Origin of the sequence: uncultured Phycicoccus sp., from assembly GCF_947495705.1 — a bacterium.
In the GTDB taxonomy this organism is placed as follows: Bacteria; Actinomycetota; Actinomycetes; order Actinomycetales; family Dermatophilaceae; genus Phycicoccus.
Window position 1 is genome coordinate 296,631 of the sequence record NZ_CANLZR010000001.1, and the last position, 15,487, is coordinate 312,117.

Sequence of the window (15,487 nt, forward strand, 5' to 3'; positions counted from 1 at the left end):
CCGGGGTCGCAGCGGCAGCGCACCGTGCGCACAGCGCCGCCGGGCAGGGTCGGCGTCGAGCCCCTCGTGGGTGACGACACTCGAGCGAACGGAAACGACCGCCATGAGACGCACGCGCAGAAGCATCCTCGGAATCCTGACCGCGACAGCCCTGGCCGGAGGAGCGCTGGCGGCGACGGCGCCGGCGGCGTCGGCCGCAGACCCGCAGCGGGTGCGGATCGTGACGGCCAACGTCGACTTCAACGCCGACAAGGACGTGGTCATGGACCGCTTCCGGGTCTACAGCGAGAACGCGGACATCGTGCTTCTCCAGGAGGCGAAGTGGATCGACCTGCACTGGCGGCTCCGCAACGACGACGAGTGGATCGTGCGCCAGGACCTCGGCTCCGACGCCAAGCAGGGCTCGGCCATCGTCATTCGTCGGTCCATCGTCGAGAAGGCCTCCGACGTCGAGGCGCTCGACCTGCGGCTAGGCACGGACTCCGACGAGTGCGACACGCTGCCGCGGTACATCGCCCACGTGCGCATCACCCTCAAGAACGGCGGCGTCATCCGCCCGGCCTCGGCGCACCTGCCCCCGCCGCGGTGCCAGACCGGCCCCGGGAGCGACTACGACGAGATGATCGACTCCATCGCGGCGATGTCCGCCAACCACCCGTCCCGGCTCATCGTGGGCGGCGACTGGAACAAGCCGGTCAACAGCAACCCCAACGGGCTCAAGGCCAAGACCGACGGCCGCCTCGTGCCCCGTGGGCTCGGCGACGGGATCGACGGCTTCTACAAGCCCAAGGCGCTCAGCATGCCCTGGGGAGTGACGGACGCGGGGCTGGCCTCCAGTGGCCACCGGGCGGTCAAGATGACGGTCGACGTGCCGTCTACCTACTGACCGGCTCCCCCGGGACTGGGGCTCGGTTCCGTTCTGCTGACGGTGAACTGGTCCGAACAGCCTGTGGACGGATGCTTGCTACTCGTACGCGTGTTCGATACGATGGGGCATGGCCCGGGGGACCCTCACGATCGTGGAGCGACGCTCCAGGGTCGAGGCTGCGCGGGAGGCGCTGGCGGGTCTGGGTGAGGTGCTGGGGCAGGCGTCGGGGGCCGAGCTGGGTGAGCTGATGGGGGTCGTCGACGACGTCGCCGCGCAGGCCTGCGCCGCCCGGGTGACCGTCACGGTGGAGGCCGCCCGGCGGGGTGAGTGCACCGGGGCCGGGGTCCACGGGTGGGTCCGCGAGCACGCGCCGTCGCTGCGGCAGGGCGGGGCCGGGCCCGTCGCGGCCCTGGCCCGCGAGGTCACCGCCGCCGACACCGCCCTGGCCCGGGTCGAGCCCGACCCCGACTCGCCGGTCGGCCTGGTGTGGGCCGCGGTCACCACCGGCACGTTGACGGCGGGCACGGCGACGGCGGTGCTGCGCGAGGTCGACCGGCTGGCGCCGCTGCTGCGCCCCGAGGCCGTGCCCACCGTCACCACCGCCCTGGTCGACCTCGCCACCGAGTGGGGCCCGACCGTGATGCGGCGGCTCCGGCCCCGGCTACTGGCCGACCACGGCCGGCCCGGCGTCCTCGACGACCTGCACCACCGCCTCGAGGGAGCCGCCCGGCTCTCGATGCCGCACGTGGAGTCCGCCGACCTCACCGAGTACCAGCTGTGGATGACCCCCGAGCAGGCCACCGCCCTCGAAGCCGCCATCGGGCCGCTGTCCGCGCCCACCCCCAACGACCGCACCGGGGAACGGGACCTGCGCCCCACCGGGCAGCGCCGCGTCGAAGCCCTCACCGAGGTCTGCCGCCGCTCCAGCACCCTGGACGCCGACCAGGCCGGGGCCGACGGGGCGGCCGGGTCACCGGCCGCCGTCCACGTCACCATCGACCTCACCGACCTCGAGCACCGCACCGGCGCCTCCGAGGTCCTCGGCTCCGCCGCCACCGCCACCCTCCTGCCCCCCGAAGCCCTGCGCCGCATCGCCTGCGACGCCGCGCTCGTCCCGCACGTCCTGGGCACCCACGGCGAGCACCTCGACCAAGGCCGCGTCGCCCGCCTCTTCACCCGAGCCCAACGCCGCCGCCTCTGGCTGCGCGACCGCGGCTGCACCTACCCCGGCTGCACCGCCCCCGCCGCCTGGACCCGCGCCCACCACCTCACCCACTGGGCCGACGGCGGACCAACCGACATCACCAACGCCGCCCTGCTCTGCCAACACCACCACACCACCGTCCACCGACGACGCCTCACCGCCCACACCACCCCCACCCCCGACCCCCACGGCCGCCACGTCCACTGGGACCTCACCGACGGCTCCTACGACCGCCACCTCGCCCACCAGCGGAAACGGGCCCCCGGCGACCCGCCACCCCGACCACCGAGCCGGCTCCTCCACGCCCACATCGGCGCCCCCGACCACGACGACGACCTCGAGCTCTGGTGGGCCGAGCTCACCGACAACGACTGGACCCTCCCCGCCGCCTGACGCGAGGCCCACCGGCATTCGTGGGTGAAGACCGTCGCCCGGCCGCCGGTTCTCACCCACGTTCCGCACCCGCACGTCCGCCCCGTCCGATGTGACGTCGCAGTCAGTCGGCATCCGAGGGCGGTGCCCAGCGGGACACTCGAGGTGAGGCCACGATGACCACCACATCGCTCGAGAGTGAGGAACCGCGATGCCACTTCCGCGCTGGCTGGCCCACGTCAACAAGCGGGTGTTCAACCCGATGGAGGAGCGCCGAGGCGCCCGGCCGGTGCTGATGCACACCGGACGACGCTCCGGCAAGGCCTACCGCACACCACTGGACGCCCACCGGCTGCCCGACGGCTACCTGTTCATCCCCATGTACGGCCCGCGCACCGACTGGGTCAAGAACGTGCTGGCCGCGAGGGAGGCACGCCTGTCCGTCGACGGGCACGAGGTCGAGCTGGAGGCCCCCCGGCTGGTCAGCAAGGACGACGTCTGGTCCCTGCTGCCCACCGACACCAAGACGCCTCCGGGGATCACGGGCGACTCGAGACTGCTGCGCATGGACAGCCGGGGCCCGGCCTCAAAGGACTGAGCCTCGACCGGCGTCGCAGCAGCCGTCGTGTCAGGCGTGCTGCTGCGTGCGCAGCGGCGCCATGCCCGGGCCGGCTGCCGTGGTCGCCGACGGTGCGGTGCGGGGCCAGGTCCAGGCGGACCGCAGGATGAGGGCGAGCAGGGCCACCTCGAGAACGATGCCCAGACCGTAGAAGTACGTCCAGGACTCGCCCATCAGGTTGAAGGCCGCGTAGGGGACCTGGACCGACGCCACGACGAGGTTCGTGATGCGGTTCGCCCGGGCGGCCAGCGTCATCGACAGCACGATCATGAAGGTCGGGATCGCCATGAGCGCGAGGAAGGTCGTCAACAGCGGCTGGCTGACGCTGAAGTCCCAGACCTTGCCGACGAGGATGCCGTCGACGACGCCGGGCTTGTAGAAGGCGATGATGTCGACGTAGACGTACAGGAACATGACGCCCGTCCACGCTGCGGCGAGCTTGGCTCGCACGGAGATCGGCTGGTCGTGCAGGGCGATGGCGGGCTGACGTGTACTCATTCTGGGCTCCGTTGTCCGGGTGGGGTGAGACTCCTCCCCGATGGTCCTCGCCACGGTGCGCCGCCGACATCGGGCACCACCCTGGCAACACCCTGGGAGCACCCTGAGTCCCTGGGGCCGGAGGCGCACCGGGCGACCTCGCCGCGGTGGTGACGACGAGCACAGCGGGGCGGTGCCAAGGTCGAGGCGGCGGACAATGGAGGCATGACCTCCACGACGAGGAGCCGGACCCGGGGATGGGTCGTCGACGTCCTTCTCGGCGGGATCCCCGGGGCGGTCCTCGGCGGCATCGTCGCGGTCAACGTCGTGATCTTCTCCGGCATCGACCGCGGTTACGAGGCGAGCATCGCCGAGGTGTTCCGGGAGAACGCGGTGGTCGGCGTCGTCACCGTCCTGGTCCTGCTGGCCGGGCCCGTCCTCGGGGTGTGGGCGGTCCGGCGGCTGCGCCGAGCCATCGCCACGGACGCTCCGCGCCGGTAGGGCAGACAGCCAGACGGGGCTACCGCCGGGGCGCCGGACTGCTGCCGCGCAGGATGCTGCTCATCTTCTTGCCCCGGGCGACCTCGTCGACGAGCTTGTCGAGGTACCTGATCCGCTGCATGAGCGGGTCCTCGATCTCCTCGACCCGGTGCCCGCAGATGACCCCGGTGATGAGCGCGGCGTTCGGGTTGAAGCGCGGCGCCCGCGCGAAGAACGTCTCCATGTCCCAACCGTCCGCGAGGACCTCCGCGAGCCCGGCCTCGTCGTAGCCGGTGAGCCAGCGGATGACCTCGTCGACCTCGGCCCTGTCGTGGCCCTTGCGCTCGGCCTTGGCGACGTAGTGCGGGTAGATGCTCGCGAAGCTCGTCGTGAAGATGCGGTGTCCGGTCACGGGCGGCCTCCCAGGTCCTCGGTCCGGTCCTCGGTCCGGTCCTCCGGCCTCCAGGGTAGGCCGCTCGTGCGTCGACGGCTCCGGACCGCCACGGGACTGCCGCCCGCCGGAGTCCGGCAGTAGCCTCCCGTGGTGATCAGCACCGAGGAGTACCTGCGCTACTGCGACGCCGCACTCGACCAGTACGCCGCCGTCTGCCGCGAGCTCGGCGACGACCTGGTCAACGCCCGGCTCGACGACGTGGCGGGGTCCAACAGCGCCTTCGCCCTCGTCGCCCACGTCGTCGGCGTCATGGCGCGCTGGGGGAGGACGGTCAACCGCGGCATCCTCGTGCCGCGCGACCGCGACGCCGAGTTCACCGCCACCGGCACCCTCGACGACGCGCTCGACCTGCTCGCCCGGGGCCGGGCTGCGCTCCACGAGGACGTGCACGCCGCCTCGCCGCACGACCCGCCGGCCGACCCGCCCGACGGCGAGGACGTCGGCACGCAGGGAGCGGTGCTGCTGCACGTCTACGAGGAGCTGGCCCAGCACCTCGGCCAGCTCGAGGTGACCCGCGACGTGCTCCTCTCCCGCCGGGGCTGAGCCGTCCTCCGTCGGTGGTCTGCGGCAGGATGACCGGGTGAGCGAGACCCCCACCGACCCGGCCGCGCAGACGCCCGCCGACGCCGTCCCCGACGACGCGCGGCACGAGTGGCAGAGCCTCGCCGAGGAGGCCCGCGGCCACCAGTTCGCCTACCACGTCAAGGACGCGCCGACGATCAGCGACGGCGAGTACGACGCCCTCGTGGCCCGGCTCAACGCGCTGGAGGAGGCCCACCCGAGCCTGCGCACCCCCGACAGCCCCACCCAGCAGGTCGGCGGTGCGGTCTTCTCCACCGAGTTCACGGCCGTCGACCACCTCGAGCGCATGCTCAGCCTCGACAACGCCTTCTCCGCCGAGGAGCTCGCCGCCTGGGCGGCCCGCGTCGAGCGCGACGCCGGGGGAGCGGCGCTGCACTACCTGTGCGAGCTGAAGATCGACGGCCTCGCGGTCAACCTGCTCTACGAGAACGGCCGCCTGACCCGGGCCCTGACCCGCGGCGACGGCCGCACCGGCGAGGACGTGACCCTCAACGTCCGCACCGTCGACGGCGTCCCCACCGAGCTCCACGGCGACGACGTCCCCGAGCTCGTCGAGATCCGCGGTGAGGTCTTCTTCCCCATCGAGGCCTTCGGCGAGCTCAACGCCGGCCTCGTGGAGGCCGGCAAGCCGCCGTTCGCCAACCCGCGCAACGCCGCTGCGGGCTCTTTGCGGCAGAAGGACCCCCGCGTCACGGCCACCCGCCCGCTGCGGATGCTCGTCCACGGCATCGGCGCCCGCCGCGGCTTCGACATCACCCGGCAGTCCCAGGCCTACGACCTGCTCCATGCCTGGGGCCTGCCCACGAGCAGCCACTACCAGGTGCTCGACACCATCGAGCAGGTCCAGCGCTTCGTCGACACCTACGGCGAGCAGCGGCACAGCGTCGAGCACGAGATCGACGGGGTCGTCGTCAAGGTCGACGAGATCGCGGTGCAACGCCAGCTGGGGTCCACGAGCCGTGCCCCGCGCTGGGCGATGGCGTTCAAGTACCCGCCGGAGGAGGTCAACACCCGGCTCCTCGACATCCAGGTCAACGTCGGGCGCACCGGCCGGGTCACACCGTTCGGGGTCATGGAGCCCGTCACCGTCGCCGGCTCCACCGTCTCGATGGCCACCCTGCACAACGCCCACGAGGTGGTCCGCAAGGGCGTCCTCATCGGCGACACCGTCGTCCTGCGCAAGGCCGGCGACGTCATCCCCGAGATCCTCGGCCCCGTCGTCGCGCTGCGGGACGGCACCGAGCGCCCCTTCGAGATGCCCACGCACTGCCCCAGCTGCGGCACCGAGCTCGCGTACGAGAAGGAGGGCGACAAGGACATCCGCTGCCCCAATGCCAAGTCGTGCCCGAGCCAGCTGCGCGAGCGGCTGTTCAGCCTGGCCGGGCGCGGCGGCTTCGACATCGAGGCCCTCGGCTGGGAGGGCTCCACGGCGCTGCTGGAGTCCGGTGTCCTCGACGACCCCGAGCTCGGCGGCCCCAGCGAGGCACGGCTGTTCTCGCTCACCGCCGACCAGGTCGCCACCGTCCCGCTGTACACCCGCGCGGCGAAGAAGACCGACCCCGAGGACGCCGTCGTCGACGGCCGGGTGCTGTCGGCCAACGGGCAGCGGCTCGTCGACAACCTCGGCGCCGCGAAGGAGCAGCCGCTGTGGCGGGTGCTCGTCGCCCTGTCGATCCGGCACGTCGGGCCCACCGCCGCCCGCGCCCTGGCCCAGCACTTCGGGTCGATGGACGCCGTGCGCGCGGCCACCGTCGACGAGCTCTCCGCGGTCGAGGGGGTCGGGCCGGTCATCGCCGAGGCGGTCCGGGAGTGGTTCGACGGCGAGGGCTCGGACTGGCACGTGCGGATCGTCGAGCAGTGGGCCGCCGACGGGGTCCGGATGCGGGACGAGCGCGACGAGAGCATCGAGCAGACCCTGCAGGGGCTCACCGTCGTCGTCACCGGCTCGCTCGAGGGGTTCTCCCGCGACGAGACCAAGGAGGCCATCCTCGCGCGCGGCGGCAAGGCGTCGGGGTCGGTGTCGAAGAAGACCGACTACGTCGTCGTCGGCGCGAACGCCGGCACCAAGGAGACCAAGGCCCGCGAGCTGGGCCTCACCGTCCTCGACGAGGCCCAGTTCCGGCGGCTGCTCGAGACCGGCAGCCCCGACTGACCCGCTGCGGGCGGTCGCGGCCCGTGGTGCAGGTCAGCCGCCGGCGGCCTCGACCTGCCGCTCGAGGGCGTCGTTGAGGGCCTTGATGAGGTCGTTGACGGTGTTGGGCGTCGCGTCCTGGAAGGCATCGTTGACGACCTTCCTCCACAGTGCCGGGTCGCCCGCGACGATGTGCGCGTACCGCGGGTTCGCCTCGACCAGCGCGAGCCGCTGGCGCACGCTGAACGCGTGGAGGCCGCCGACCGGGTCGTCGAGGACGTTCCGCCACTGCACACCGGGCAGGTTCGGCGTGGAGTAGCGGTCGCCGAGGAAGCGGGGAATGTCGTTGAGGATGTCCCGCAGCCGGCTCATCAGGCTGTCGAGGTCGGTGACCGACGTCTTCAGCCCCTGGAGCTTGGGCCCGATCTCGGCGGCCAGGGCCGAGACCCGTGAGGTCGCCTGCGAGATGACCAGCGGGGTCGCCAGCCCGAGGGTGAAGACGAGCTCGGCGACGTAGCTGCAGATCGCGCCGGCGATCTGAGCCAGCGCGTCCCGGAGCAGGCCGTGGACGAAGCCGACGATCATCGCCGCGGTCTCGGTGCCCACCGACATCGCCCGGGCCGCCCCGGACACGAACGAGAGCCTGTCGACCATCTCGTCGACGTGCACCCGGTACCGCTCGGCGTTCGGCCCGGTCATCCCGTCCAGCTTCTGCTGGGCGCCCTGGAAGAACGCCGTGCCGGAGGCCGACAGCGAGTTCGCGACGTTGAGCCAGGTGGCGGCGTGGGCGGTGACGGACTCGGGGTTGCCGGTGAGGTCGTCGAACCAACCCTTGATCGGCTGGAGGTGGTCGATGATCCAGCCGATGCCGGCCGCGAAGAGGCTGCCGAGCGGGTCCATCGCCGTCGCGTAGGCGTCGAAGCCCATCGCGACGCCGGAGAGCGCCATGTCGACCCAGTCGCCGTCGGAGATGGCCCGGCACATCGAGGTCCCCGACTCCAGGAGCCCGGTCCCGGAGAACGCGTCGCGCTCGCCCGGCTGGACGACGAGGCCCCCGGTCACCGGCCGGCTCCACGCACGCGCGAGCGGGCGGACGCGTCGTCGGCGTCGTACTGCCGGGCCTGGGCCCGCAGCACCTCGACGGTCTCCTGGAGGTCCTCGGCGGTGTCCGAGATCGCGGTCCGGACCGCTCCGGCCAGGCTGCCGGCCAGCGCCGCGAGCGGGGCGTTGACGAGCCCGAACGCCATCGGGTCGACGGTGGTGTCGGCCGCGGACGCGCAGGCGGCGACGTCCCCGCGGATCCCCGCGAGGCTCACGGCGTGCTGCCGGACCGCGCCGGTGCTCACCTCGAATCCGTCCCGGACCATCTCGTCTTCCTCCCCGTCGGTCGTGCTGGCCTGCGACGTACAGTACGGACATCAGTGGCCCGGCACGATGGGGAGCGGTCCCCGTGCGCCCGAACGGGTCACGCCGACCGGAAGGTGCTGCGGTGGAGTGGGGGCTTCGACTTCTGCTGGTCGTCGTGGGGCTCGGGGTGCTGGGGATGCTGGCCCTCGTGCTGCTCGTCGTCGTCCGACCGGTCGTCACCGAGGCCGTCCGGGCCAACGCCGCCGGTGACTGGTGGCTCCCCTTCCTGCCGGACGCCCGCGGTGAGTGGGGGCCACTGGTCCGCAACCACTGGTGGGCACTCGCGCGTGCCGAAGAGCCGGGCAGCGCCGGTGGGCTCGCCGCCCGCTGGGGGTTCTGGTCGCTGATGAGCGTGCTGCTCGTCGTGGGGGCGGTCGGTGTCGTCGTGCGCGTCGCGCGGCTGCTCTCCGTGGGGTGGCAGGCGCTCGGCTGACGACCCGCCTCACCAGGTCCCGGCTGCGGGTGGGCTGGGGGGTGGTGTGCCGTCCCGCGGCCGGTCCGGCGGGGCGGGGGTGTCCGCGGGCCGCACCACGGTGGCGCGGGCCTGCGCGGCGCCCTCCCAGGTCCGGCGGATCGTGGCGGCCTCGGTGGAGTCCTCGCCGAAGGTCTCGGCCCCGGAGCGGGCCACGACCCGGGCGACGTCGGCACGTGCCGCGGCGACTGCGGCGCTGATCCGCTCGGCGACCGCGTCCCCGCCGTCGGTCACGGCGGAGGCCGCCACCCGCAGGTCGGTGAGCGAGCCCGAGCCGTTGACGGTGGCGCGCACCCCGTCGACCTCACCGGTGCCCTCCATCGCCTCGACGCGCCGGCGCCACTCGAGGGCGGTGCGCGCGCGGGCGGCCAACCGGTCGAGCTCGGTCTGGGCCAGACCGTCCACGTGCCCGTGGTCGTCGAAGTTCACCAGGCACCCCCGCGCCCGGGGCCGGGGCCGTCGTCGGGGCCGTCGGCCGCCGGCGTGTGCCGCTCGACCTCGTCGACGACCGCCGTCGTCGTCGCCGACCCCTGGCCGAACATGGCGGCTGCCGACTCCTCGACGAGCCGGCGCAGCTCTGCCTGGGCCTGCTCGTTTGCCGTGAGGACGGCACGGGCGACGGCGTCACCGCCACGGCCGGCGGCGGCGTCGGAGACCCCGATGGACGTGACCGCCCCCGACTGGTCGACCTCGACGGTGACTCCGCCGCGCAAGGCCGTGCCGCGGGCGCGCAGCTGCTGCACCTCGGCGGCCCAGGCGCCGGCCCGGTCCGCGCGGTCGCGGGCCGCGCGCACCTCCGCGTCGATGTCCCCGTAGCCGTCGTAGGTCGATCCAGCCATGGGGGCGAGCGTACCGACGCAGGTGCGGCCCCGCGCCCCGGCCGTATCGTCGGTCCATGCGAGCGAGCAGGACGACCGGCGGAGGGCTCCCGGACCCGGAGCCCGTCGTGCTCGGGGTCAGCCGGGGCCTGCGGCTCGTCGGCACGCTCCTGCTGGCGCCCCTCGCGGCCGGCATCGCGCTGGCGCTCCTCGCCGCGGTCGCGGCGGGCGACCCGGGGGCGCCGATGGGCCGCACCGGGTGGGGCGCCGCCGTCGCCGCGGGCTGGGTCGTCTCGCTCGTCGTCCTCGCCGGCTCTGTCATCGCGATGGGGGTGCTGTGGTCCTACCGGGTCGCCCTCGACGAGCGGCAGGTGTCGTGGCGGCTCCTCTGGCTCGGCCGGTGCACCGCCGTCGAGGAGGTGGCCCGGGTGGAGGTGCTCGGGTCCCGGCCGCGCAGCATCGCCGGGGACGCCCCCGGGGCCCTGGTCCTCCGGGGCCGGGACGGGGAGGTGGTGGCGACCTTCCGGCCCAGTGAGAGCCGGTGGCCGGCGGTGCTCGCAATGCTGACCGAGTGGGTCCGGCGGCGGCCCGACCTGGTGCGGGACGAACGGACCGACGCGCTGTTCGCCGCGGCCTCCGACGGGTGAGCCGGGCGTCCGGGAAGGTCAGGCCCCGGTGCGCAGCGGGCGAGGGGCGTTGAGGTCCAGGGTGACCGCGACGACGCGGATGCCGAACACGAGGGCGACGGCCACCCAGGCCGTGAGAGGCGACAGCGCGCCGAGGTGGTCCAGGAGCACGACGAGCGCGGCCCCCGCGAGCGCGGGCAGCGCGTAGAGCTCACGCTGGAGGACCTCGGGCACCTGGCGGGCGAGGACGTCGCGCAGCATCCCGCCACCGACGGCGGTGATGCCGCCGATGAGCGTGGCCGCGAGCGGACCGGCGTCCTGGCCCAGCGCGACGAGCGCGCCGCTGACCGCGAAGAGCGCCAGACCGGCGGCGTCGAGCAGGCGGACCGCCCGGCTGACGAGGCGGCGGCGGCCACCCGGCCGCCGCGAGCTGTGCTGGACCCACGTGCCGTGCAGGAGGAAGACCGCGGTGCCCGCGAGGGCGGCCGCCGCGAGGAGCCGCCAGTCGCTGACGGCCACCGGGGGAGTGATGCCGAGGAACACGTCGCGGATGATGCCGCCGCCGAGCCCGGCGACCCAGGCGAGCACGAGGACCCCGAACAGGTCGAGCCCCCGCCGCACCGCGACGAGCGCCCCCGACAGGGCGAAGACGAAGACGCCGCACACGTCGAGGACGGTCTGCATGGAGGCGGTGTCCGTGAGCACCGGGCGATTGTCCCAGCCCGCGGCGTGCCCTGCGCCCTTGCCGTCCGACCCGTCCGGTGATGTGATGGGCCCACGGACCTCGGTCGAGGGGACAGAGGCCGTCGAGATGTCCGGGGGGACACCATGAAGAGAGCCATGTCCGTCGCTGTGTCCGTGCTGTCCGCGGTCGGGATGGCGGTGCTCGCCGCTCCATCGGCCAGTGCCGACGTCACGAGCTACACCAAGACCCGCACGTTCGAGAAGACGAAGAACTTCTACTCCGCGCCACTGTCACGTTGCGTGCGGGTCAAGATCACGGGGACGATGTCGGCCTTCTACGTCCGGAGCACCCAGACGTACCCGACGCCGGCCGACTACCAGTCACTGCAGGACCCGAGGCTCGAGGACCTGACGATGCAGGTGACGACGACCGACACCTGCTTCGACGGCTCGCCGCGCGAGAACGTCACGAAGGCGACACTCCGTCAGAGCTACTACTACTGGAAGTGCAGCTCGAACCCGGGAATCAGCGTGGGGTACCCGTGGTCCGTCGGGCTCTCGGTGACGCCGACCTGTGGCGAGGAGAAGGTCGCCAAGCGGAGCACGACGTACAGCGACAACGGGTCGCGCTACACCCAGTACAACAGCGGCGTGAAAGCCGAGTGGGACAAGCTCAGCAGCGGTCCCACCAGCACGGATGTGTCGTCCTGCATCCACGGGGTCGCCGACGTGACCGTGTACCGCCCCGGCAAGAGCGACTCGGTGAAGTTCGACATGGGCAACATCTGCATCACCGTGTGAGGGGACCCGCCCCGGCCCGGCCCTCACGAGGGCGGGCCGGGGCGTGGGCCCTCCGCGCCACCCATAGACTGGCCGCCATGGCCGACCTCACCCGCGACGACGTCGCACACCTCGCCGGGCTCGCCCGGATCGACCTCTCCGACGCCGAGCTCGACCGGATGGTCGGCGAGCTGGGGGTCATCCTCGAGGCCGTCGCCACCGTGCAGCAGGCGCCCATCGCCGACGTCGAGCCGATGAGCCACCCGATGCCCATCGTCAACGTCACCCGCCCCGACGTCGTGCGGCCGTCGCTGACGCCCGAGGAGGCGCTCGCCGGGGCGCCCGAGGCCGAACAGCAGCGCTTCAGCGTCCCCCGCATCCTCGACGAGGAGTGACCGGCCGCCCCGCCGCCCCCGCCGCCTCCCGTCGCCGTACCTCCTGAGGACCCCATCGTGACCACCGACCTGACCCGCGCCACCGCCGCCGAGCTCGCCGACCTGCTCGGCGCCGGCGCCACCTCCTCCCGCGAGGTGACCCAGGCGCTCCTGGACCGCACCGCAGCCGTCGACGGAGCCGTCCACTCCTACCTCCACGTCGACGCCGACGGCGCGCTCGCCGCCGCCGACGACATCGACCGCCGCCGGGCGGCGGGCGAGTCGCTGCACGCCCTCGCCGGGGTCCCGATCGCCGTCAAGGACGTTCTGACGACGCGGGGCCTGCCGACCACGTGCGGCTCGCGCATCCTCGAGGGATGGGTCCCGCCGTACGACGCGACCCTCGTGACGCGGCTGCGGGCCGCCGGCCTGCCGATCCTCGGCAAGACGAACATGGACGAGTTCGCGATGGGCTCCTCCACCGAACACAGCGCGTACGGCCCGAGCCGCAACCCCTGGGACCTCGAGCGCATCCCCGGCGGCTCCGGCGGCGGCTCGTCCTCGGTCGTCGCGTCGTTCCAGGCCCCGCTGGCCATCGGCACCGACACCGGTGGCTCCATCCGCCAGCCCGCCGCGGTCACCGGCACCGTGGGGTGCAAGCCGACGTACGGCGGGGTGTCCCGGTACGGGCTCGTCGCCCTCGCGTCCTCGCTCGACCAGGCCGGGCCGTGCAGCCGCACCGTCCTGGACTCCGCCCTGCTCCACGAGGTCATCGGCGGGCACGACCCGATGGACTCCACCTCCATCGACGCGCCGGTCCCGCCGGTCGTCGAGGCCGCCCGCCGCGCGGACGTCGCGGGCATGCGCATCGGCATCGTCAAGGAGCTGACCGGCGAGGGCTTCCAGGCCGGGGTGCAGGCCCGCTTCGACGAGGCCGTGCAGCATCTCGTCGACGCCGGCGCCGAGGTCGTCGAGGTCTCCTGCCCGAGCTTCACGTACGCCCTCGCCGCGTACTACCTGATCCTCCCGAGCGAGGCGAGCAGCAACCTCGCGAAGTTCGACGCGATGCGCTACGGCCTGCGGGTCGCCCCGGACGGGGTGGACGCCCCCTCGGCCGAGCAGGTCATGGCCGCCACCCGCGACGCCGGCTTCGGCGACGAGGTCAAGCGGCGCATCATCCTCGGGACCTACGCCCTGTCCTCCGGGTACTACGACGCGTACTACGGCTCGGCCCAGAAGGTGCGGCGCCTCATCGCCGACGACTTCGCGAAGGCCTTCGAGTCCGCCGACGTGCTCGTCAGCCCGACCGCGCCGACCACGGCGTTCCGGCTCGGCGACAAGCTGGACGACCCGATGGCGATGTACCTCAACGACATCGCGACCATCCCGGCCAACCTGGCCGGCATCCCCGGCCTGTCGGTGCCCAGCGGCCTCGCCGACGAGGACGGGCTCCCGGCCGGTTTCCAGGTCCTCGCCCCGGCGATGGCCGACGACCGGCTGTACTCGGTCGGCGCGGCCCTCGAGGCCCGGCTGACCGCCGTCTGGGGTGGTCCCATCCTGGGCCGAGCGCCCGAGCTGACGGAGGTGTCCCGATGACCACGACGACCGCAGAGCCGACGCTCTCCTTCGACGACGCGCTCGCGGCCTACGACCCCGCGATGGGGCTCGAGGTGCACGTCGAGCTCGGCACGAACACCAAGATGTTCTGCGGCTGCCCGACGGAGTTCGGGGCCGAGCCCAACACCCAGGTGTGCCCGGTGTGCCTCGGGCTGCCGGGCGCGCTGCCCGTCGTCAACGAGGTCGCGGTCGAGTCGGCGATCCGGATCGGCCTGGCGCTCAACTGCTCCATCGCGCCGTGGTGCCGGTTCGCCCGCAAGAACTACTTCTACCCGGACATGCCGAAGAACTTCCAGACCTCGCAGTACGACGAGCCGATCGCCGTCGACGGGTACCTCGACGTCGAGCTCGAGGACGGGTCGACCTACCGGGTCGAGATCGAGCGAGCCCACATGGAGGAGGACACCGGCAAGTCCCTCCACGTCGGCGGCTCCACCGGTCGCATCCACGGCGCCACCCACAGCCTCGTCGACTACAACCGCGCCGGGATCCCGCTCATCGAGATCGTCACCAAGCCGATCCTCGGAACCCGCGAGCGGGCGCCCGAGGTCGCGAAGGCCTACGTCGCGACGCTGCGCGACCTGCTCAAGGCGCTCGAGGTCTCGGACGTGAAGATGGAGCAGGGCTCGATGCGCTGCGACGTCAACCTGTCGCTGAGCCCCGCCGGTGCCGGGACGCTGGGGACCCGCACCGAGACCAAGAACGTCAACTCGCTGCGCTCGGTCGAGCGGGCCGTGCGCTACGAGGTCGGCCGACACGCGGCGATCCTCGCGGGGGGCGGGTCGATCACCCAGGAGACCCGGCACTGGCACGAGGACACCGGCATCACGACGTCCGGGCGGGTCAAGTCCGACGCCGAGGACTACCGGTACTTCCCCGAGCCCGACCTCGTGCCGGTCGCCCCCTCGGAGGAGGCCATCGAGGCCCTGCGGGCGACGCTGCCCGAGCCGCCCGCCGAGCGGCGCAAGCGGCTCCAGGCGGAGTGGGGCTACGGCGACCTCGAGATGCGCGACGTCATGAACGCGGGCCTCGTCGACCTCATCGGCGCGACCGTCGCCGCCGGGGCGTCGCCGACCGCCGCGCGCAAGTGGTGGTCGGGTGAGATCGCCCGCCGCGCCAACGGCGAGGGAGTGGACGTCCCGACCTACGCGTCCCGCCTCGGGGTCACCCCGGCACACGTCGTCGAGCTCGAGGGCCTCGTCACCGCCGGCCGGCTCAACGACTCGATGGCCCGCCAGGCCTGGGAGGGCGTCCTCGACGGCGAGGGCACGCCCACCGAGGTCGCCGACGCCCGCGGGCTCGAGCTCGTCCAGGACACCGGCGCCCTCGAGGCGGCGGTCGACGCGGTCATCGCGGGCAACCCGGACGTCGCCGACAAGATCCGCGACGGCAAGGTCCAGGCCGTCGGCGCGCTCATCGGCCAGGTGATGCGCGAGATGAAGGGCCAGGCCGACGCCGCCGCCGCCCGGCAGCTGATCCTGGCGCGCCTCGGCCAGTCCTGACCCGCCCCGCGGGGGAGCCG

19 protein-coding genes are annotated in these 15,487 nt (G+C 73.2%); 12 read left to right on the forward strand and 7 right to left on the reverse strand.

Annotated features, from left to right (window positions below; translation table 11 throughout):
* Positions 1-103: 103 nt before the first annotated feature.
* The 3 genes from Q0963_RS01445 (at position 104) to Q0963_RS01455 (ending at position 3,042) form a co-directional block, all read left to right on the forward strand.
* Positions 104-886, forward strand: a complete 783-nt coding sequence (locus Q0963_RS01445) for an endonuclease/exonuclease/phosphatase family protein (protein ID WP_299441398.1) — start codon at positions 104-106, stop codon at positions 884-886.
* A 109-nt stretch (positions 887-995) separates the two neighbouring features.
* Positions 996-2,465: an HNH endonuclease signature motif containing protein gene (locus tag Q0963_RS01450; protein ID WP_299441401.1), complete on the forward strand. Its 1,470-nt coding sequence runs from the start codon at positions 996-998 to the stop codon at positions 2,463-2,465.
* Positions 2,466-2,655: 190 nt separating this feature from the next.
* Positions 2,656-3,042: a nitroreductase family deazaflavin-dependent oxidoreductase gene (locus tag Q0963_RS01455; protein ID WP_299441404.1), complete on the forward strand. Its 387-nt coding sequence runs from the start codon at positions 2,656-2,658 to the stop codon at positions 3,040-3,042.
* 30 nt (positions 3,043-3,072) lie between these two features.
* On the opposite strand, the gene Q0963_RS01460 is transcribed toward Q0963_RS01455, so the two are convergent.
* Positions 3,073-3,561, reverse strand: a complete 489-nt coding sequence (locus Q0963_RS01460) for a DUF6326 family protein (RefSeq protein ID WP_299441407.1) — start codon at positions 3,559-3,561, stop codon at positions 3,073-3,075.
* Positions 3,562-3,765: 204 nt separating this feature from the next.
* On the opposite strand from Q0963_RS01460, the gene Q0963_RS01465 reads away from it, so the two are divergent.
* Positions 3,766-4,041, forward strand: a complete 276-nt coding sequence (locus Q0963_RS01465; RefSeq protein WP_299441410.1) for a hypothetical protein — start codon at positions 3,766-3,768, stop codon at positions 4,039-4,041.
* A 19-nt stretch (positions 4,042-4,060) separates the two neighbouring features.
* Here Q0963_RS01465 and Q0963_RS01470 read toward each other — a convergent pair whose 3' ends face one another.
* Complete coding sequence (locus Q0963_RS01470) at positions 4,061-4,432, reverse strand: DUF2200 domain-containing protein (protein WP_299441413.1); 372 nt, start codon at positions 4,430-4,432, stop codon at positions 4,061-4,063.
* 132 nt (positions 4,433-4,564) lie between these two features.
* Between Q0963_RS01470 and Q0963_RS01475 the strand changes: the two genes are divergently transcribed.
* Positions 4,565-5,017, forward strand: coding sequence for a DUF664 domain-containing protein (locus Q0963_RS01475; protein WP_299441416.1), 453 nt, complete (start codon positions 4,565-4,567; stop codon positions 5,015-5,017).
* Positions 5,018-5,054: 37 nt separating this feature from the next.
* Positions 5,055-7,208 carry an NAD-dependent DNA ligase LigA gene (gene ligA / locus Q0963_RS01480; RefSeq protein ID WP_299441419.1) on the forward strand — a complete coding sequence of 718 codons (2,154 nt, stop codon included), beginning with the start codon at positions 5,055-5,057 and terminating at the stop codon, positions 7,206-7,208.
* A gap of 33 nt (positions 7,209-7,241) precedes the next feature.
* Here the strand turns inward: ligA and Q0963_RS01485 are convergent, their stop codons facing one another.
* Positions 7,242-8,249, reverse strand: a complete 1,008-nt coding sequence (locus Q0963_RS01485; RefSeq protein WP_299441422.1) for a hypothetical protein — start codon at positions 8,247-8,249, stop codon at positions 7,242-7,244.
* The gene (locus Q0963_RS01490) at positions 8,246-8,554 is read right to left on the reverse strand and encodes a hypothetical protein (RefSeq protein WP_299441425.1); all 309 of its coding nucleotides are present in this window, start codon (positions 8,552-8,554) and stop codon (positions 8,246-8,248) included. The genes Q0963_RS01485 and Q0963_RS01490 overlap by 4 nt, the downstream gene beginning before the upstream one ends.
* Positions 8,555-8,676: 122 nt before the next feature.
* Here Q0963_RS01490 and Q0963_RS01495 point away from each other — a divergent pair, with 122 nt between their 5' ends.
* On the forward strand, positions 8,677-9,027 hold the full coding sequence (locus Q0963_RS01495) for a hypothetical protein (RefSeq protein WP_299441428.1): 351 nt from the start codon (positions 8,677-8,679) through the stop codon (positions 9,025-9,027).
* Positions 9,028-9,036: 9 nt separating this feature from the next.
* On the opposite strand, the gene Q0963_RS01500 is transcribed toward Q0963_RS01495, so the two are convergent.
* Both Q0963_RS01500 and Q0963_RS01505 read right to left on the reverse strand, forming a co-directional pair.
* Entirely contained in the window at positions 9,037-9,495 is a 459-nt protein-coding gene (locus tag Q0963_RS01500) for a YbaB/EbfC family nucleoid-associated protein (RefSeq protein WP_299441431.1), read from the reverse strand.
* Entirely contained in the window at positions 9,492-9,905 is a 414-nt protein-coding gene (locus Q0963_RS01505; RefSeq protein WP_299441434.1) for a YbaB/EbfC family nucleoid-associated protein, read from the reverse strand. Before Q0963_RS01505 ends, Q0963_RS01500 begins: the two co-directional genes overlap by 4 nt.
* Before the next feature lie 56 nt (positions 9,906-9,961).
* Here Q0963_RS01505 and Q0963_RS01510 point away from each other — a divergent pair, with 56 nt between their 5' ends.
* Positions 9,962-10,531: a hypothetical protein gene (locus Q0963_RS01510; RefSeq protein ID WP_299441437.1), complete on the forward strand. Its 570-nt coding sequence runs from the start codon at positions 9,962-9,964 to the stop codon at positions 10,529-10,531.
* An 18-nt stretch (positions 10,532-10,549) separates the two neighbouring features.
* Here Q0963_RS01510 and Q0963_RS01515 read toward each other — a convergent pair whose 3' ends face one another.
* The gene (locus Q0963_RS01515) at positions 10,550-11,215 is read right to left on the reverse strand and encodes a trimeric intracellular cation channel family protein (protein WP_299441441.1); all 666 of its coding nucleotides are present in this window, start codon (positions 11,213-11,215) and stop codon (positions 10,550-10,552) included.
* Between the two features lie 135 nt (positions 11,216-11,350).
* On the opposite strand from Q0963_RS01515, the gene Q0963_RS01520 reads away from it, so the two are divergent.
* From Q0963_RS01520 to gatB, 4 genes are all read left to right on the forward strand, one after another.
* On the forward strand, positions 11,351-11,995 hold the full coding sequence (locus tag Q0963_RS01520) for a hypothetical protein (protein WP_299441444.1): 645 nt from the start codon (positions 11,351-11,353) through the stop codon (positions 11,993-11,995).
* Between the two features lie 77 nt (positions 11,996-12,072).
* A complete protein-coding gene (gatC, locus tag Q0963_RS01525; protein ID WP_299441447.1) occupies positions 12,073-12,369 on the forward strand; it encodes an Asp-tRNA(Asn)/Glu-tRNA(Gln) amidotransferase subunit GatC in 297 nt (98 codons plus the stop codon).
* Between the two features lie 57 nt (positions 12,370-12,426).
* On the forward strand, positions 12,427-13,944 hold the full coding sequence (gatA, locus tag Q0963_RS01530) for an Asp-tRNA(Asn)/Glu-tRNA(Gln) amidotransferase subunit GatA (RefSeq protein WP_299441450.1): 1,518 nt from the start codon (positions 12,427-12,429) through the stop codon (positions 13,942-13,944).
* Entirely contained in the window at positions 13,941-15,467 is a 1,527-nt protein-coding gene (gene gatB, locus Q0963_RS01535) for an Asp-tRNA(Asn)/Glu-tRNA(Gln) amidotransferase subunit GatB (RefSeq protein ID WP_299441453.1), read from the forward strand. Before gatA ends, gatB begins: the two co-directional genes overlap by 4 nt.
* The last annotated feature ends 20 nt before the right edge of the window (positions 15,468-15,487 follow it).